Here is a 17816-nt window from a genome sequence, read left to right on the forward strand (position 1 = left end):
TATACGCAGGCGTCTGTACACCTGATAAAAGAGAAGAGATGGCCGGTGATATTTCATCATCGGCCTTTTTGTATCTGTTAAGCAGCTACAAAGCATTATCCAGTATTGAAATAAGGGCCGGTATTGATCACCGGCCCTTTTTATTTGGTTAAAAACATGAGTATTTTACAAGTTAAAAATTTGTCTTATCAGCTCGCTGATAAGAGTTTATATAATAACGCGACATTTCGAATTAACGTGGGAGAGAAAATAGGTATCACCGGAGCGAATGGCGTTGGAAAAAGCACCTTATTAAAACTGCTTATCGGTGAATTATCTGCAGATAAGGGCTGCATTGACTGGTTACCAAACCTTGAGGTGGGGTATTTAGAGCAACATTTTAAGATGGATAATGCGCTGACGGTTTATGAATGCTTAAAGAGTGCTTTTGAGAACTTATACGCTGCCGAGCAGAAGCTTTGGACTTTGTATCAGGCGATGACCGAGTCTCACTCTACATCTCTTTTAAGCCAAGTCGCCCGACTACAGGCATATTTAGAAGATGAAGACTTCTATGCAATTGATACCAAAATTGAACAAGTTGCTGTAGGTCTTGGCATTTATCAATTTGGCTTAGATACACCGCTTGTCTCGCTAAGTGGGGGTCAAAGACACAAGGTCCTTTTAGGGAGGTTGTTACTCCGCAACCCCGATGTGTTAATTCTCGACGAGCCGACAAACTATCTTGATGCTCTGCACATTGAATGGTTGGTCACGTTTCTTAACGATTACACTGGCACTGTTTTACTGGTTTCTCATGATATTGACTTCCTTAATCAAGTAGCGACCAGTATTTGTGATATTGATTATCAAACGGTCCGAAAATACAGCGGCACTTATGTCAAAGCAATGCAGCAAAAGCATCACGACGGTGCTTTGTTAGAAAAGCAATATAAGGCTCAGCAAAATGAAATTCGAAAGTTAGAGCAATTTATTGCCAAAAATGGCGCTGGAGTTAACGCGAGTCTTGCTAAGGGACGCAAGAAAAAACTGGATAAAATCGAACGTATTCAACTGAATTGTATAGAGAAAGTTTCGATGTTTGACTTTGCTCACCAGCCTATTGGGCAACAGTATGTGATTGACGCAAAAGCGTTGATGATAGGTTATCAGCAGCCTCTGCTTCCTGCGCTTGATATCACGTTAGCGCGCGGGGAGAAGTTGGTCGTTTCTGGTTTTAACGGCGTAGGTAAGTCGACTTTAATTAAAACCCTTATGGGGGAGATCGAGCCGCTCTCTGGTGAGGTGGTATTGGCAAAAGGTGCAATGATTGGGTATTTTTCTCAAGATTTGTCTTGGCGTCACCCTCAGCACACGCCTGAGCAGGAGCTATGCTCTTGTGATCCAACGATATCAAGCAAAGAATCACGCAAGCTATTAGCTCGCTTTGGGGTCACCGGAGATAAGACGCAGCGCCACCTAGATACATTAAGTGGAGGTGAGCAAACTCGCGTGAAACTTTGTTGTTTATCAGTCCAGAAATGCAATGTTTTGCTGTTGGACGAGCCAACGACACATTTGGATAGCAGCAGTAAAAATGCGCTTAAAGAGGCTCTCCAGCGCTTTTCTGGTAGTGTGATTGTGGTATCTCATGAGAAGGCGTTTTTACAATCTTGGCCTGATAGAGTTTTAGATATTTCGTTGCTCACTTATGCTGAATCGGAAACAGAACAGGAGGTGGCGCTATGATGCAGTCCATGATCCTATTTCTTGTTGCTTTTCTTGTTGGTGCTGATGAGTTGATGCTTGTATCTATTCTTGAACCTATCGGAAATGATTTAAGTGTTCAACCGAGTCAGGTTACGTTATTTATTACGGCATATAGTTTAGCTATAGCAATTTGTGCTCCTTACCTGGGACGTTTATCAGACCGGGTTGGGCGTATTCGTATCATGTTGCCTGCTTGCTTCGTATTTGGGGTTGCGTCTATTACGACGGGCATAGTTCATGATTTTGAACTTGCGATTGCAAGTCGAGTGATCACAGGTATTGCAAGTGCAGGCATGTTGCCAATTGCATTCGCGTTGGCGGGAGACGCGAAGGGTAATAGAGCGATGCGTCAAATTGTGATGGTTCAGGCGGGATTAACGCTGGGTATGATAACCAGCCCGGCGCTCGGAGCATTGTTGACCCAGCTTTTATCATGGCGTGCCGCTTTTATTATTTTGGGCGTTGCGGCTCTTCTTGTCGGTGCCATGAGCGTAGTGTTCATGAACAACAAGCATGATGAGTCAAAGGCATTAGATACTCTGCCGCCTATCACAGACGTCATTCATCTTCCAGGCGCGTTGAGGGCGATTCTAGCGATGTGTTTAGGCCTAGGGGGAGGTATTGGTGTATTTAACCTGATAGGCCTTCATATTCGAGATACCAGCGAGTTGGCGCTTGGTTGGGTGGGCGCTATTTATGCTGCTCTAGGGATCGTGAGTGTGGTTGGAAATATGTGCGTGGGGAGAGCTTGCCGTTGGCTTGGTAGCTCTCGAGCCGTTATGCGAGTGGCTTTAATGGTGTGCATACCTTGCAGTGCATGGGTGTTCTCAAATGAGATGAGTACGGTGACCGCTTATCTTCCAGCTCTAGTGCTCTGGTCTCTTGCTGGAGGGGTAGGCTCTCCGGCGTTACAAGCACATATAGCAAGCTTATCTGATGAACATCGAGGTGTGCTGATGTCTTCTGGAATGAGTATGATGCACTTTGGTGTCGCGATTTGGTCTGCCTTGGCGGGCTTTGCTTATTCTGTAGGTCATGAATGGGTCGCTGTCGTGGCTTTGTTATTGTTTGGCTCAGCAGTGGTTATCTTAAAGCCAGTTGGTAATGCTGAACAAAGTGAGCGTTATTCGTAGTGTTTTAGTAGATAAAGAAAAGCCGTTACCTAAAAAGGTAACGGCTTGTTCCAAATACTTTTTGAAAGCCGGTCTTAGTTCATGCCGTATTTCTTAAGTTTTTTGCGAAGAGTACCGCGGTTGATACCCATCATAGTTGCCGCGCGAGTTTGGTTACCGCGAGTGTACTGCATGATAGTATCTAATAGTGGCTGTTCAACTTCAGCTAGAACTAATTCGTATAGTTCTGTTACTTCCTGGCCGTTTAGTTGAGCAAGGTAGTTTTTAAGAGACGCTTTAACAGAGTCACGTAAAGGCTTCTGAGTAATCTGGTCTTGTGACGTTACTGTAGTTACTGTTAATGCTTCTGAAGTCAGATTTTGTTCGAACATATTCGGTCTAGCTCTTCTCTTAATTATGATGCAACGTTATCAAAATAACCTTCTAACGCCTCAATTTGCAGCGGAGCTGCGTCGATAGCGTTGAAGGTACGGCGAAACTCACTTGCCTGTTCATGCTCTTTTAGGTACCACCCAACGTGCTTGCGCGCGATACGTGGGCCTAAGTACTCCCCATAAAATTCATGCAGAGCATTTACATGACCAAGCATAATGGTTTTCACTTCCTCAGTTGGAAGCTCCTCCATTGTGGTGCCGTTTTCCAAATAGTGATGGATTTCCTGGAAAATCCACGGACGACCCTGGGCAGGGCGTCCAATCATTAAAGCGTCCGCACCGGTGTACTCCAGTACAAATTTGGCTTTCTCCGGGCTATCGATATCACCGTTCGCGATAACCGGAATTGAAATCGCCTCTTTTACCGCTTTAATGCTGTCATATTCGGCCTCACCTTTGTACATACATGCTTTCGTTCTGCCATGCAGAGCAAGAGCTTGTATGCCGCAGTTTTCGGCTAATTTAGCGATCTGGACACAGTTCTTGTTGTCTGTATCCCAGCCAGTTCGAGTCTTTAACGTTACAGGAACGTCCACTGCATTCACGACCGCTTTCAAAATCTCTTCGATAATGTTTGGGTATTGAAGCAGAGCAGAGCCCGCTAGCTTCTTATTCACTTTTTTTGCCGGGCAGCCCATGTTGATGTCGATGATTTGTGCACCGTTCTCAACACTGAATTGAGCTGCGTCCGCCATAAGCTGTGGATCGGAACCCGCAATCTGTACAGAGCGAATGCCCGATTCGCCCTCGTGTACCATGCGCTGTTTCGACTTTGACGTTCCCCATAGTTTTGGGTTAGCAGACATCATTTCACTGACGGCCATTCCCGCACCATAGCGAAGACACAACTCGCGAAACGGTCTATCCGTTACACCAGCCATAGGGGCTACGATTAGATTGTTCTTAAGTTGATAGTTTCCGATTTTCAAAACGTCATCACAGTTCTGTACCAGCAAGGGCGCGCATTTTACGCATTTTTTCACTGCGTGAAAAGACTAATATTTGAGCATTTACAAATTGTTTTTGTAAATTGTATGAATTTCAAACAATTAGCTCTGAAAACCTTGTCTAGCCTTGCTTACGACCAGAGATGCGACACCATTCACTTTGCTCAACAATCGGGTCAATGTGAAGCTCGTCACGGTAATAGTTCGCAACATCTTCGGCTTGAGTGTCTAATACGCCAGACATAGCGAGGTCGCCATGTGGCTTAACTAGGCCTTTAATGATTGGTGCAAGTTCACGCAATGGGCCAGCAAGAATGTTAGCAACAACCACGTCTGCAATCAGACCTTCTGGTTGATTTTGCGGTAAGTAAACTTCTAGTTTGTCTGCAACGCCATTACGCTCAGCATTGTCTTTTGAAGCAAGCAGTGCTTGAGGATCAATGTCGATCCCTATCACTTTTTCAGCGCCCAGTTTGATCGCAGCGATCGCCAGAATGCCAGAGCCACAACCGAAGTCGATAACGGTCTTACCGCTAAGATCCATGCTTTCTAGCCACTCAAGACAAAGTGCTGTTGTAGGGTGAGTACCCGTACCGAATGCAAGGCCAGGATCCAACATAACATTAACAGCGTCAGGATCTGGAATGTCGCGCCAGCTTGGACAAATCCATAGGCGTTCACCAAATTTCATTGGGTGGAAGTTTTCCATCCATTCGCGTTCCCAGTCTTTATCTTCAAGCTGTTCTACTTTGTAAGCAAAATTGTCAGCCAGCATATTGCTCGCTTTAATTTGGTCGATGATGAAGTTAGTGTCTGCTTCTGCATCATACAGTGCCAGAATGTCAGTATCGCCCCATAAGCGAGTTTCGCCAGGTAGAGGTTCGAATACAGGTGTATCCTGCGCGTCTAAGAATGTAACAGACAGCGCGCCAGTCTCTTCCATTAGCATATCGCCGATTTGCTCAGCGTTTTCATTGGTCGCGTTGAGTTTGATTTGAATCCAAGGCATTGGTTTTTGCTCTTAAAGTGAATGAAGTGGCGCAGAGTTTACCAGAACTCTACGATTTGTTTGAGTATATACCCAAATAAGCCGATTTATATGTTGAGCCGTTCGCGTACATATAAAACAAAAATGCCCACGGGAGTGGGCATTTTTTAAGACGTTTGCTTAGGCTTATTGTAAGCCAAGCTTCTTCTCTAGGTAGTGGATGTTTGCACCACCGTGTTGGAAGTTTTCGTCATTCATAATAGAGAATTGCAGTGGCACGTTAGTTTTGATGCCTTCGATGATCATCTCACCCAGTGCGTTTTTCATACGTGCAATCGCTACATCACGGTTCTCACCGTAAGTAATCAGTTTACCAATCATTGAATCGTAATGAGGTGGTACTGTGTAACCAGAATAGATGTGTGATTCCCAACGCACACCCATACCGCCAGGCGCGTGGAAACGCTCGATCTTACCTGGAGATGGTAGGAAGCGTTCTGGGTCTTCTGCGTTGATACGGCACTCAATCGCATGGCCACGGATCTTAATGTCATCTTGAGTGAATGACAGAGGTTGACCCGCAGCAACGCGAAGCTGTTCTTTGATTAGGTCGATGCCGGTAACCATTTCTGTTACTGGGTGTTCTACCTGAATACGAGTGTTCATTTCGATGAAGTAGAATTCACCGTTCTCGTATAGGAATTCGAACGTACCTGCGCCGCGGTAGCCAATTTCGATACATGCACGAGTACAACGTTCACCGATGTACTTACGCATCTCTTCAGTGATACCTGGTGCTGGAGCTTCTTCCACTACTTTTTGGTGACGACGTTGCATTGAACAATCACGTTCACCAAGGTGGATTGCGCCGCCTTGACCGTCAGCGATAACTTGTACTTCAACGTGACGAGGGTTTTCTAGGAATTTCTCCATGTAAACCATATCGTTGTTGAACGCTGCTTTTGCTTCAGCGCGCGTCATTGCAATCGCTTGGATTAGGTCTTTTTCTGCGCGAACGACACGCATACCACGGCCACCGCCGCCACCAGACGCTTTGATGATGACTGGATAACCAATGCGTTTAGCAAACGCCTTGTTTTTCTCTTCGTCGTTGTCCAGAGGACCGTCAGAACCAGGTACACAAGGAACGCCAGCTTTCTTCATTGCGTTGATAGCCGACACTTTGTCACCCATCAGGCGGATAGTGTCTGCTTTTGGACCAACGAAGATGAAACCACTGCGCTCAACTTGCTCAGCGAAGTCTGCGTTTTCTGACAAGAAGCCGTAACCAGGGTGAATGGCAACGGCCCCTGTTACTTCTGCTGCAGAAATAATTCGTGGGATATTTAGGTAGCTGTCGATACCACGAGCAGGGCCGATACACACGGTTTCGTCTGCGAGTAGTACGTGCTTAAGATCGCGGTCAGCTGTCGAGTGAACAGCGACGGTCTTAATACCTAATTCTTTACAAGCGCGAAGAATACGAAGTGCAATTTCACCTCGGTTCGCGATGACTACTTTGTCTAGCATAAGGCAAGCCCCGCTTATTCGATTACAACAAGAGGTTGGTCGAATTCAACTGGTTGGCCGTCTTCAGCTAGGATCGCTGTAACAACGCCAGATTTGTCCGCTTCGATTTGGTTCATCATTTTCATTGCTTCAACAATACATAGCGTATCGCCAGCATTTACTTTCTGACCCACTTCTACGAATGCTTTAGAGTCTGGGCTTGGAGAACGGTAGAAAGTACCAACCATTGGAGAAAGAACTTGGTGACCTGCAGGCGTTGCAGCTGCTGGAGCTTCTGCTGCTGGCGCTTCTGCTACTGGTGCCGCTGCTGCTGGAGCAGGTGCCGCTACTGGAGCTGCTGCGTAGTGAACTGGTGCTTGAGGGGCTGCAGTGCCGTGACGACTGATGCGTACTGACTCTTCACCTTCAGAAATCTCTAGCTCAGCAATGCCAGACTCTTCAACTAACTCAATTAGCTTCTTGATTTTACGAATATCCATCTTTTCTTTCTCTTTTATCTTGTGATTAAGACAACCCTCGTGGGGTTGCAGAGTGTTAGGGTTACTTTGCCTGTAGCTTATTAATCGCGGCAGACAGAGCGAATTCATAACCTTGTGCGCCTAAACCGCAAATCACGCCTTCTGCTTTATCTGACAGATAAGAGTGATGACGAAATGGTTCACGTGCGTGCACATTTGATAAGTGCACCTCAATAAATGGGATGGCGACGCCAAGTAATGCATCTCGCAGTGCCACACTGGTATGAGTGAAAGCCGCTGGATTGATGATAATGAAGTCAATCTTGCCATGAGCAGCATGAATGGCTTCAATCAGTTCGTACTCACGATTTGATTGTAGGTGTTCCAGTTCCACCCCAGCGTTATGAGCTTGCTTCGTAAGAGCATCCACAACTTGTGCTAAGGTGCTGTGACCATAGTGTGTCGGTTCGCGCAGACCCAATAGGTTAAGATTTGGTCCGTTTAGAACAAGAATCCGTGACTTTGCAGACATTATGTTGCTATCTTCCCTTATCGTGAGTGGAACGTTTATATTCCCAAATATACGATAGTTCAGCACGATTTTTTTGTTAAAACCGAGCAAATTTTAAAAAATCGACCAAGATTATAGCTAATTCATAGCAATTAGCAGCAATTTACTGGTCTAATCTCCTAATAGCCACCTTCGTTTCTGTAACCAAGTTAACAAAAACAACATAATTGCCATGTTCTTTATGTGGCTAATTTGTGCGCAAAAGCAAAAAACCGCCATGAGTGATGGCGGTTTTTAAAGTGCTTTTAAAACAGTTGGTTGAATTTATGCCAATTCTGCTTTCTCTGCGATAAGTTTGTCTACCACGCTTGGATCGGCAAGCGTTGACGTGTCTCCGAGGTTGCTTGTATCGCCCGTTGCAATCTTACGCAGGATTCGACGCATTATCTTACCAGAGCGAGTCTTCGGTAAGGAATCCGTCCAGTGCAGTACATCTGGTGTCGCGATTGGACCAATCTCTTTACGCACCCAATCTTTAACTTCTTTGTGCAGCTCAGCTGACGGGAATTCACCATCGTTCAATGTAATGTAAGCGTAGATAGCTTGGCCTTTGATGTCATGTGGAATACCAACAATCGCCGCTTCTGCAATCTTGTGGTGAGCCACTAGCGCTGATTCAATTTCAGCGGTACCCATACGGTGACCCGACACGTTTAGTACGTCATCAACACGGCCAGTGATCCAGTAGTAGCCGTCTTCGTCACGACGCGCACCATCACTGGTGAAGTACATACCCTTAAAGGTTGAGAAGTAGGTCTGTTCAAAGCGCTCATGGTCGCCGTAAACCGTGCGCATCTGGCCTGGCCAAGAATCAAGGATAACCAAGTTACCTTCAGCAACGGTATCTTCAAGAATGTTGCCCATATTATCGACAAGAGCAGGCTGGACGCCGAAGAATGGGCGAGTCGCAGAGCCTGGTTTTAGATCGGTTGCCCCTGGTAGTGGCGCAATCAAGATGCCGCCAGTTTCCGTTTGCCACCAAGTATCGACGATAGGTGAGTTCTCGTTACCAATCGTTTTGTAGTACCACTCCCACGCCTCTGGGTTGATTGGTTCGCCCACTGAGCCCATGATGCGCAGGCTTGAACGAGATGTGCCTGCAACCGCTTCATCACCTTTTGCCATTAGGGCACGAATCGCGGTTGGGGCGGTGTATAGAATGTTGACTTGATGTTTATCGACTACTTCGCTCATGCGGCTTGTGCTTGGGTAGTTTGGTACACCTTCGAACAGGATTGTTTTCGCGCCGTTCGCAAGTGGGCCGTAAATAAGGTAAGTGTGACCGGTAATCCAACCCACGTCCGCGGTACACCAGAAGGTTTCGCCTGGTTGGTAATCGAACACATATTTGAAGGTCATCGCCGCGTAAACGAGGTAACCGCCTGTTGTGTGTAGTACGCCTTTAGGTTTACCTGTCGAGCCAGATGTGTAGAGGATAAACAGCGGGTCTTCGGCTTTCATCTCTTCTGGTGGGCAAACGTCAGAAACGTTAGCTGTTGCTTCGTGCCACCAAACATCACGGTGTTCATGCCATTCGACATCACCACCTGTACGTTTAAGCACCAACACTTTATTGATGGTTTTTACGTCTGGGTTAGTTAGTGCTTCGTCCACGTTCTTTTTCAGTGGAACGGCACGTCCGCCGCGCACGCCTTCATCAGCGGTGATCACGACTTTCGCGTCAGAGTCGATGATACGGCCAGAGAGAGCTTCTGGTGAGAAACCGCCAAATACAACGGTATGAACCGCACCGATGCGGGTACAAGCGAGCATAGCCACTGCGGCTTCTGGCACCATTGGCATGTATAGACATACCACGTCGCCCTTGCGTACGCCTTGCTCTTTCAATGCGTTGGAGAACTTACACACTTCTTTGTGTAGTTCGTTGAAAGTGAGTGTTTTGTCGTCGGCTGGATCATCGCCTTCCCAAATGATGGCGACGTTATCCCCGTGTTCTGCGAGATGACGGTCAATACAGTTCGCCGAGACGTTCAGTGTGCCATCTTCAAACCAACGAATGTCGACATGACCAGTATCGAAAGAGGTGCTTTTTACTTTGGTGAAAGGTTTGATCCAATCAACGATTTTGCCGTGTTCGTTCCAGAAGCCCTCTGGATCGGTTACCGACTGCTGATACATGGCTAAGTAAGTATCATTATCCGCGTGTGTATGAGTTTTAATATTTTCTTTTACCGGATAAACGTGGGCTTCGCTCATGGCTTCTCTCCTTGTGCCTTATTTCTCGGCCTTACACCAATCTAGATAAGATTTTGAATATGTTTTTGTAGGGCTGTTTTTTGGTTCTAAATAACTTGGTCGTGGTAATGACGACGTTGTGCTTATAACTGTCAGTCACTGCGCGTATTTCCACAATTAGACTTTAGGATGAGAGTGATGGAAGCGCCGGGAAATCGCTGAAACAAAAGCATTTCTGGGAGCTAGGTCAACTGATTTTTATGTATACGGCGCGGTTAGGTTGGGTAAATCGCCTTTCGTTAAGCGGACAAAGACCAAAGCGGCAGAAATCGCGTCTTGTAAAGCGTCGTGTTTATCTTGGATAGGAAGTTCGAGGTGTTTACAAATGGCATCCAGACTTAAGTCGAAATAGGCATTCGGCAAATGTCTTTCCAGCTTGTCGTGATAAATCTGACTGACCTCGATGAGCGGGTTAGGAAGTGGAAAGCCAAGTTGCCTCAGACAAGCAAGATCTAAGATCTTTTTATCGTAACGAATGTGATAACCGACAAGTGGTCGGTTGCCGATAAAGTCGAGCAGCTCGAGCAGCGCCTCTTTTTCGCTAATCCCGTCGACTAAGTCTTGGTGGCGAATTCGATGAATTTTGACTGAGCCAGAATCGAGCGATTGCGGCGCGCGTAAGCGGACTTCAAATGGCTGGCTAGTGATGATGCGGTTGTCGATGATCTTCGTGGCCGCAATGGTCACCAACTCGGCACGATTTGGATCAAGGCTAGTGGTTTCGCAGTCGAGAGAAACGTATTCTGTTTTATCGGGCGTGCAAAAAAGCGACTGATAAGGAGAGCCTTTCAGTTTGTAGTGCCAGTATTTGCGTTGTAACCAGTTCATTGCCTACGCCTCTGTATGATTTATTAAAATCATGGTTAATCACGAATTTGATAGTGGAAGCCTAAAAATTGCTTAAATTTTTTCACTACATGTAAGCTGTGGCGAAGTAAGTCACGCTCGGTTCTATCCAGTTGTTTAATATCAATGTTATTCAATGCTTCTTGCTTTTTGAGTTGTTGATTAAGGCGAACCTTAAAGAACAATTTCAGTGCTTCGTTGAGGTTATCTGCCGTTTCAGGCTCTAAGATGCGCTTATTTCTCAGTGCTTCAATGCGCTCAAACGTATTCTTCTCCTCAATGGCATATTCCAAAGACAAGGTGCGAATGCCGTGCACAATTGGGAAAATTCCTCCGCGTTTAATATCTAATCCGTCCTTAGCACTTTTTACGTTGCCAAACAGAGTTAGGGGCACAGAAAACTGCAAGGCAGGGCGAGTAAAATCAGACAGTATCAACATGCGATCTTTCATTGTGTCGCGAAGGTGGGTCGCGATTGGAGCCAGCAGTTCGCGATTTCCCGCAACAGCATGGGCGTCACTGAAAATGGCTAAGTCCATGATTTGTTGTGGTTCGGCTTTGGCTATCCAGCGGTCTAAGGTGTTTATCCACTCGTGCTGCGTTTTGACCCATTTCGGGTTGTTGACCATGACTTTACCCGGGCAAAGTGGATAACCGAGCTGTTGTAGAGTGTGCGTGAAGGATTGCATCACTTGTTCGCAATGAGGCCATTCCAAACCATCTTGAATAATTAGAGCATTGTCTTGGTCTGTCTTGAGAATTTGTTCTCCTCGACCTTCTGAGCCGAGTACGATTAAGCAGCAATGATCGTGCAAGGCTGGTGGAACCACTAACTCGAACGCTTTTTCGATAATTTGCTCGTTCACGGCGGAAATCAGCTCCATGATAAAGCGAGTGCGGATGCCGTTTCTCAATAAACTCTCGACCAATTGACGCTGGCGGTTTGAGGCCAATGCGAGCTCTTCCACACTGCTTGCTCTGGCAATACTGAGCGTTAACACGTGAGAGTGGGTGGAGAACGCGCTGAGAATTTGGGTCATATCCAGCATGCCGACGGCTTGGTTGCCATCACATACCATGAGACGTTTCATTCGATTTCGGGTCATGGTGATCATGGCGTTGAATAAAAAATCACCATCATCAACGTGATAGACAGGAAAGGTGGCGATATCACCAACAGGGGTATTGAGTGCGCAGCCATCTAACATCACGGAGTGCAGCATGTTGGTGCGCGTCACGATGGCGTATGGATGAGCCGAAGGCCATTTTTCTAATCGCGGATCGTCATCATTGAGTTTGACAAGTGCTGCATCGATCCCATTTGCTTTTAGGGTGTGCGTCACCTCGTTAATCGGCGTATTTGGCTCAAGGATCATCGGTGGGTGATAAATGCTGCGGTCAACTTTGGTGAGGATAAACTCTGCCAAGTTTTGTTGTTGGTGAGCGGCTTCGATGAGTTCTTGTCGCTTTGATAAATTGTTATCGAAATAGGCCGCAAACTGACCATTCTCGTTGTAAAGCGCCAGAAAGACGTCTTTCGGTAGCAGATAGGAGAGCGTGTCTTCAAGTGCGATGTATTGATGACGTACGTTGTCTTCAAGTAACGAGCGCACATCAAACATATCGTCGTTGGCATAATGCGCGAACACTTCCTGCTGATCTTGGGAGCGCTCTTCTACCGCGCCTTTGATCAGAATATGCAAGTGAGGGTTCTTCTGTCCGCAAGATAAAATTACATCTCGAGCTCGATAGTAGGCAACGTCCAGAGACGAGCGCAGTCGTGTCTGTTGTGCTTCGGTTAAGCGGTCGAACGGTGGAGATTGCATGTTAAATTTGTCAGGCATGAGAACACCCAATGATGGAAGGAACACTCTCTAAGTCTGACAAATTTCCTACCGGAAGCCAGACGACTTTGGTCTAAATCACGATGATTTCGCTTTAAGATGGCCAATGTCGCAAAGTTAGTATTCCATCGAGGAAACGATAAGTTGCCTATTCTTCCCTTTTTATAATACGCATAGCGATCCATAATTCCCGGTTCGAACGTTGATGTTCCCGTTTTAGGATATTAGTAATGTTGAAACCTTCTCCGTATGGCTGGATTTCCCAGTACTTTCTCGGATTCTTCTTTGCGTATGGCGTATATCTGCCATTTTGGTCACTCTGGTTTAAGGAGCAAGGTGTCTCTTCGACCGACATCGGTTTGCTAGTTGGGTTAGGTCTTGCGACACGTTGTGTCGCCAATATCGTGATCACCCCACGAGTGCACAAAGTTGAACACCTTATGCCTGCTTTACGTTGGTTGAGTTTCGCTGCCCTCCTTTTTGTTGGATTTCACTTTTTTACAGGTGGCAGTTTTTGGTTAATGGCGTTAGCGACGGTGCTATTTAACCTCTGTTGTGGACCGATTGTTCCATTATCGGATGCGATGGCAAACTACTACGCTCGTCTGAAAATGCTCGATTATGGCCGTACGCGCTTATGGGGCTCGATCGCCTTTATCGCGGGTTCGACGGCCGTGGGTTATCTGGTGGCTGAATTTGGCTCTGATATGATCTTGTACACGGCGATGGTCGGGGTGTTAGTTTCGTTGCTATTTTCAATGCGTATGACTAACCCGATGCCCGTTACGCTTGGTGGGCAAAGCGCGGAGCGTCCAAAACTGAGTGCTCTTTTGACTGACAAGCCGATACTTAAATTCTTAGTGTTGGTGTCATTAATTCAGGGCAGTCATGCGGCTTACTACGGTTTTAGCGCTATTCACTGGAAAGCCGCAGGTCATTCGGAAGATGTGATTGGCTATCTGTGGAGCTTGGGTGTTGCAGCCGAAGTGGCAGTGTTTGCGCTGAGCAAGCGTTTATTTGTCGGTTGGTCAATGCGCGCGTTATTTGTTGTTGCTGCCGTTGGTGTGATGATGCGTTGGGGCATTACGGCATCGACAACGTCGATTGTTGCTTTGGTGATTGTTCAATTATTGCATGGCGTGACCTTCGCAACGGCACACATTGCTGCAATTCAATATATCCAAAACTCGGAAGAAAATAAGATAGTGGCGCTGCAAGCATTGTATAACGCGATTCCGCTAGGCGCATTCATCGCACTGATGACCGTGTTGAGCGGTTGGGGTTATGAGCACTGGGGACCACTTGTGTTCTGGGGCATGGCCGCGATGGGTTTATTGGCATTGTTCATCAAGCTCGAACCACAAGAGCCACATCATGTGGTCGATGTATCAGACAAGTCACTGGAAACACAGAATTAGACTTCTGTGACAAAGGTTAAAAACTAAGCTTTGTCTCCGTTGTGAAAGCAGTGTTAAATGAAACCTCTCCCTAATGGAGAGGTTTTTTTATTCTCTTGCTTTAAAACGGCAAGAAAGGCAAGAAAGGATATCGGATGCAAGGATGGCTGGTGGTTCCCGTTTCTTTGGCGTATTTGGGAGCCTTATTTATCATCGCGTGGTACGGCGACATTCAGAAAAGGTGGTTAGCACGCTGGCGGCCGTGGATTTATAGCCTTTCCATTGCGGTGTACTGTACATCGTGGACCTTCTACGGCACGGTCGGGCAGGCCAGCAGTAACCCTTGGTCTTTCTTGCCCATCTATATTGCCCCCATTTTAGTGTTTACCATCGGATGGCGCGTTTTAGCTCGGCTTATTTTGATTGCTAAACGGGAACACATTACGTCGATTGCTGATTTTATCGGAGCTCGTTACGGCAAATCTCAAGGTTTGGCCGTAGTCGTTACACTCATTGCGGTTGCGGGAATTTTGCCGTACATCGCTTTGCAGCTGCGTGGTATCACCATGGGGCTAGAAATCATTGCCCCAGAACTGGCTACCGATTTTGGTTATCAAAACGATAGCGTGTCGTGGTTTGTCGTGGTCGCACTGGCAATTTTTACCATGCTATTTGGTACCCGGCACATTGATAACACGGAACACCATCGTGGGATGATGATGGCGATTGCCTTCGAATCGATTATTAAACTGTTGGCGTTTTTAGTGGTCGGTGTATTCATTGTTTGGTTGGCGATGAACACCGAGAATTTGAGCTTAGTTGATGTTGCCGCACAGACGTATCAGTCACCAAACATCCCGACCATATTGATTCATACCGTACTCACGATGCTGGCGATTGTGTGTCTTCCACGACAATTCCATACGATGGTGGTGGAGAACGAACGCGCGCAAGATTTGCATGTTGCTCGTTGGTTGTTTCCCATTTATCTGATCTTGATGGGGATTTTTGTTTTACCTATTGCGTGGGTAGGGCAAGGTTTGTTGAGTGGTGCTTCGCCTGATACTTATGTGATCAGTGTTCCGATGTCGGTAGGGGCGAGTGAAATCGCTTTGCTTGCATTTTTAGGCGGCACTTCGGCGGCCAGTGGCATGGTTATCGTGTCGACGATTGCCTTAGCGATCATGGTATCGAACGACTTGGTTATGCCACTACTATTGCGTCGCATGCGATTGACGCAGCGTAACCATCATCACTTCTCTGAATTATTACTGCGGATCCGCCGTGGTCTGATTTTAGTCCTACTAATTGGCGCTTGGGGTTTTTATCAAGCGTTAGATACCATTCACTCACTTTCAGCAATCGGCTTTCTCTCATTTGCGGCGATCACGCAATTCGCGCCTGCGCTGGTGGGCGGTATGTACTGGCGTCAAGGGAATAAGAAAGGTGTGTATGTTGGCTTGGCGGTAGGCTTTACCATTTGGCTGATTACGTTAATGAGCCAAACGGACATGCTTGCCGGGAATGCCAGTAACAACTTTTTGATTTGGTTGATCACCCCACCAGAGGTATTGGCTGGCTTTGACATTGCGATTTCAGATTGGGGGATGATCCTCAGCGTGATCGTCAATGCAGTGTGTTTTGTTGTGATTTCTATGGCCACCCGACCAAGCCTAAGTGAGCGCTTACAATCGGCGTCATTCGTTGGTACGCCACTGCCTGAAAGCGAAAACATGAGCCTGTACCAGAGTCGTGTTACGGTTGCTGAACTAGAAATGCTAGCGTCTAGGTTTGTTGGGCGAACGCGAGTAAAAGCGGCTTTTCAAGCGTATTGGAGCCAGCAACGAGAAGAGCTAATGCCGAATCAGCAGGCGCCATCTTCTCTGATTCGACATACCGAACGTGTATTAGCCGGGGTATTCGGTGCTTCTTCTGCTAAGTTAGTACTTACTTCTGCCCTGCAAGGAAGAAACATGCAGCTTGAAGAGGTGGCGACTATCGTCGATGAAGCCTCTGAACTGTACGATTTTAGCCGAGGCCTACTTCAAGGGGCGATTGAACATATCGGCCAAGGTATTGCGGTGGTCGATAAGCAATTACGCTTGGTGGCTTGGAACCAACGCTACTTAGAACTCTTTGAATTTCCGCCAGGCTTGATCCAAGTTGGGCGACCGATTGCGGATGTGATTCGGCACAATGCAGAGCAAGGTTTATGTGGCCCAGGCGATCCTGATGACCACGTCCGTCGCCGTGTGTATCACCTTGAGCAAGGGACTCGGCACACCTCTTCTCGGGTCCGCCCCGATGGTCGCGTGATTGAGGTACAAGGTAACCCAATGCCAGGTGGTGGCTTTGTGATGAGCTTTACCGACATCACCGTATTCCGAGATGCAGAGCAAGCGCTGAAAGACGCCAACGAGACATTGGAAGAAAGGGTACGTCTGCGGACTCGGGAATTAGAACAACTTAACAAGCAGCTGGTGGCAGCGACGCAACGCTCCGATTTGGAATCGAAGTCCAAATCACGGTTCTTGGCGGCAGTAAGCCATGACTTGATGCAGCCACTCAACGCTGCGCGCCTGTTTGCTTCTTCGCTGTCGGAAGTTGCCAAAGACAGCGAAGCCAAAAAGCTGTCGGCACACATTGAGAGTGCTTTAGAGGCGGCCGAAGACCTGATAGGAGATTTGCTGGATATCTCGCGCTTGGAGTCGGGCAAGCTGGAAGTCAACGTGCACGGCTTTGCGTTAAATGATGTGTTGTCGAATTTGAATGCTGAGTTTAGTGCGTTAGCCAAACAGCAAGGTATAGAGTTCACCATGATTCCGTCCTCACTCATGGTTAAGTCGGATCCCAAACTGCTGCGCCGTGTGGTGCAAAACTTCCTGACCAATGCGTTTCGTTATAACCCGAATGGCAAAGTCGCACTCGGTGTTCGCCGCGTGAAAGGGCGAGTGCGTATTGATGTATGGGATAATGGAGTGGGGATTGAAGAAGAGAAGCAGCAAGAGATCTTTGAAGAGTTTAATCGCGGAACTCAAGTTCGTTCCGACCAAGGTCTCGGGCTTGGTTTGGCGATTTCCAAGGGAATTGCTCAAGTGCTCGGGCATGAAATTTCGATGCGTTCTTGGGTTGGTAAAGGCAGTGTCTTTTCTATCACGCTTGATAAAGCCGATCATGTGCAGCCGCACCCAGTTCAAGTCACGACAAGTAACCAGTCTGAACTTGGTCATCTAAGAATTCTATGTGTGGATAATGAGCCCGATATTTTAGTCGGTATGGAAAACTTACTGTCTCGATGGGGCTGCGATACGCGAGTGGCGACAGATTTGGTCGAAAGTCTACAAGCTCTCGAGGATGGTTGGATGCCGGACGTGATTTTTTCCGATTACCGACTTGATGATGGTCGTACTGGCTTGGAAGTGCTACAGCAATGTCGCTTGAGGCTAGGCAGCTGCTTTGAAGGTGTCATCATCAGCGCGGATCGCACCGATGATATGCTTGATGGCATCAAGGCAAATGGGTTCAGCTTTATTGCGAAGCCAGTTAAGCCGCTTAAATTGCGTTCGGTGCTCAACCGCGTCGTATAAATTTAGAGTGCTTTAGCGTTGCTATAAAAGAGACCTCCGAATGGAGGTCTCTGTGTTTGTAATCTTATTTTGGTTT

At 47.0% G+C, this 17816-nt stretch carries 13 protein-coding genes; 4 read left to right on the top strand and 9 right to left on the bottom strand.

Annotated elements, in window-relative coordinates; all coding sequences use genetic code 11:
- Window positions 1–156: 156 nt before the first annotated feature.
- Window positions 157–1728 (top strand): ABC-F family ATP-binding cassette domain-containing protein, encoded by a 1572-nt coding sequence (locus tag FR741_RS01070; RefSeq protein WP_104971038.1) that lies wholly within the window; start codon window positions 157–159, stop codon window positions 1726–1728.
- Entirely contained in the window at window positions 1725–2882 is a 1158-nt protein-coding gene (locus tag FR741_RS01075) for an MFS transporter (RefSeq protein WP_167426158.1), read from the top strand. Before FR741_RS01070 ends, FR741_RS01075 begins: the two co-directional genes overlap by 4 nt.
- 74 nt (window positions 2883–2956) lie before the next feature.
- Here FR741_RS01075 and fis read toward each other — a convergent pair whose 3' ends face one another.
- The 9 genes from fis to FR741_RS01120 all read right to left on the bottom strand — a co-directional run bounded on the left by fis (window position 2957) and on the right by FR741_RS01120 (window position 12756).
- Window positions 2957–3253, bottom strand: coding sequence for a DNA-binding transcriptional regulator Fis (fis, locus tag FR741_RS01080; protein WP_000462885.1), 297 nt, complete (start codon window positions 3251–3253; stop codon window positions 2957–2959).
- Window positions 3254–3276: 23 nt separating this feature from the next.
- Entirely contained in the window at window positions 3277–4245 is a 969-nt protein-coding gene (gene dusB / locus FR741_RS01085) for a tRNA dihydrouridine synthase DusB (RefSeq protein WP_041853011.1), read from the bottom strand.
- A 139-nt stretch (window positions 4246–4384) separates the two neighbouring features.
- A complete protein-coding gene (gene prmA / locus FR741_RS01090; protein ID WP_012841316.1) occupies window positions 4385–5272 on the bottom strand; it encodes a 50S ribosomal protein L11 methyltransferase in 888 nt (295 codons plus the stop codon).
- Window positions 5273–5437: 165 nt separating this feature from the next.
- Window positions 5438–6781 carry an acetyl-CoA carboxylase biotin carboxylase subunit gene (gene accC, locus FR741_RS01095; protein ID WP_005397839.1) on the bottom strand — a complete coding sequence of 448 codons (1344 nt, stop codon included), beginning with the start codon at window positions 6779–6781 and terminating at the stop codon, window positions 5438–5440.
- 14 nt (window positions 6782–6795) lie between these two features.
- Window positions 6796–7260 (bottom strand): acetyl-CoA carboxylase biotin carboxyl carrier protein, encoded by a 465-nt coding sequence (accB, locus tag FR741_RS01100; RefSeq protein WP_005397840.1) that lies wholly within the window; start codon window positions 7258–7260, stop codon window positions 6796–6798.
- Window positions 7261–7321: 61 nt separating this feature from the next.
- Window positions 7322–7771: a type II 3-dehydroquinate dehydratase gene (gene aroQ, locus FR741_RS01105; protein ID WP_167426159.1), complete on the bottom strand. Its 450-nt coding sequence runs from the start codon at window positions 7769–7771 to the stop codon at window positions 7322–7324.
- Window positions 7772–8074: 303 nt separating this feature from the next.
- Complete coding sequence (gene acs, locus FR741_RS01110) at window positions 8075–10027, bottom strand: acetate--CoA ligase (protein WP_167426160.1); 1953 nt, start codon at window positions 10025–10027, stop codon at window positions 8075–8077.
- Window positions 10028–10264: 237 nt separating this feature from the next.
- A complete protein-coding gene (locus FR741_RS01115) occupies window positions 10265–10894 on the bottom strand; it encodes a 3'-5' exonuclease (protein WP_005382363.1) in 630 nt (209 codons plus the stop codon).
- A gap of 35 nt (window positions 10895–10929) precedes the next feature.
- On the bottom strand, window positions 10930–12756 hold the full coding sequence (locus FR741_RS01120) for a DUF294 nucleotidyltransferase-like domain-containing protein (protein WP_167426161.1): 1827 nt from the start codon (window positions 12754–12756) through the stop codon (window positions 10930–10932).
- A gap of 230 nt (window positions 12757–12986) precedes the next feature.
- Between FR741_RS01120 and FR741_RS01125 the strand changes: the two genes are divergently transcribed.
- Together FR741_RS01125 and FR741_RS01130 are read left to right on the top strand one after the other, a co-directional pair.
- On the top strand, window positions 12987–14174 hold the full coding sequence (locus tag FR741_RS01125) for a 3-phenylpropionate MFS transporter (protein WP_167426162.1): 1188 nt from the start codon (window positions 12987–12989) through the stop codon (window positions 14172–14174).
- Between the two features lie 134 nt (window positions 14175–14308).
- Entirely contained in the window at window positions 14309–17740 is a 3432-nt protein-coding gene (locus FR741_RS01130) for a hybrid sensor histidine kinase/response regulator (RefSeq protein ID WP_167426163.1), read from the top strand.
- Window positions 17741–17816 lie beyond the last annotated feature (76 nt).

It is taken from the genome of Vibrio diabolicus, from assembly GCF_011801455.1.
Lineage (GTDB): Bacteria > Pseudomonadota > Gammaproteobacteria > Enterobacterales > Vibrionaceae > Vibrio > Vibrio diabolicus.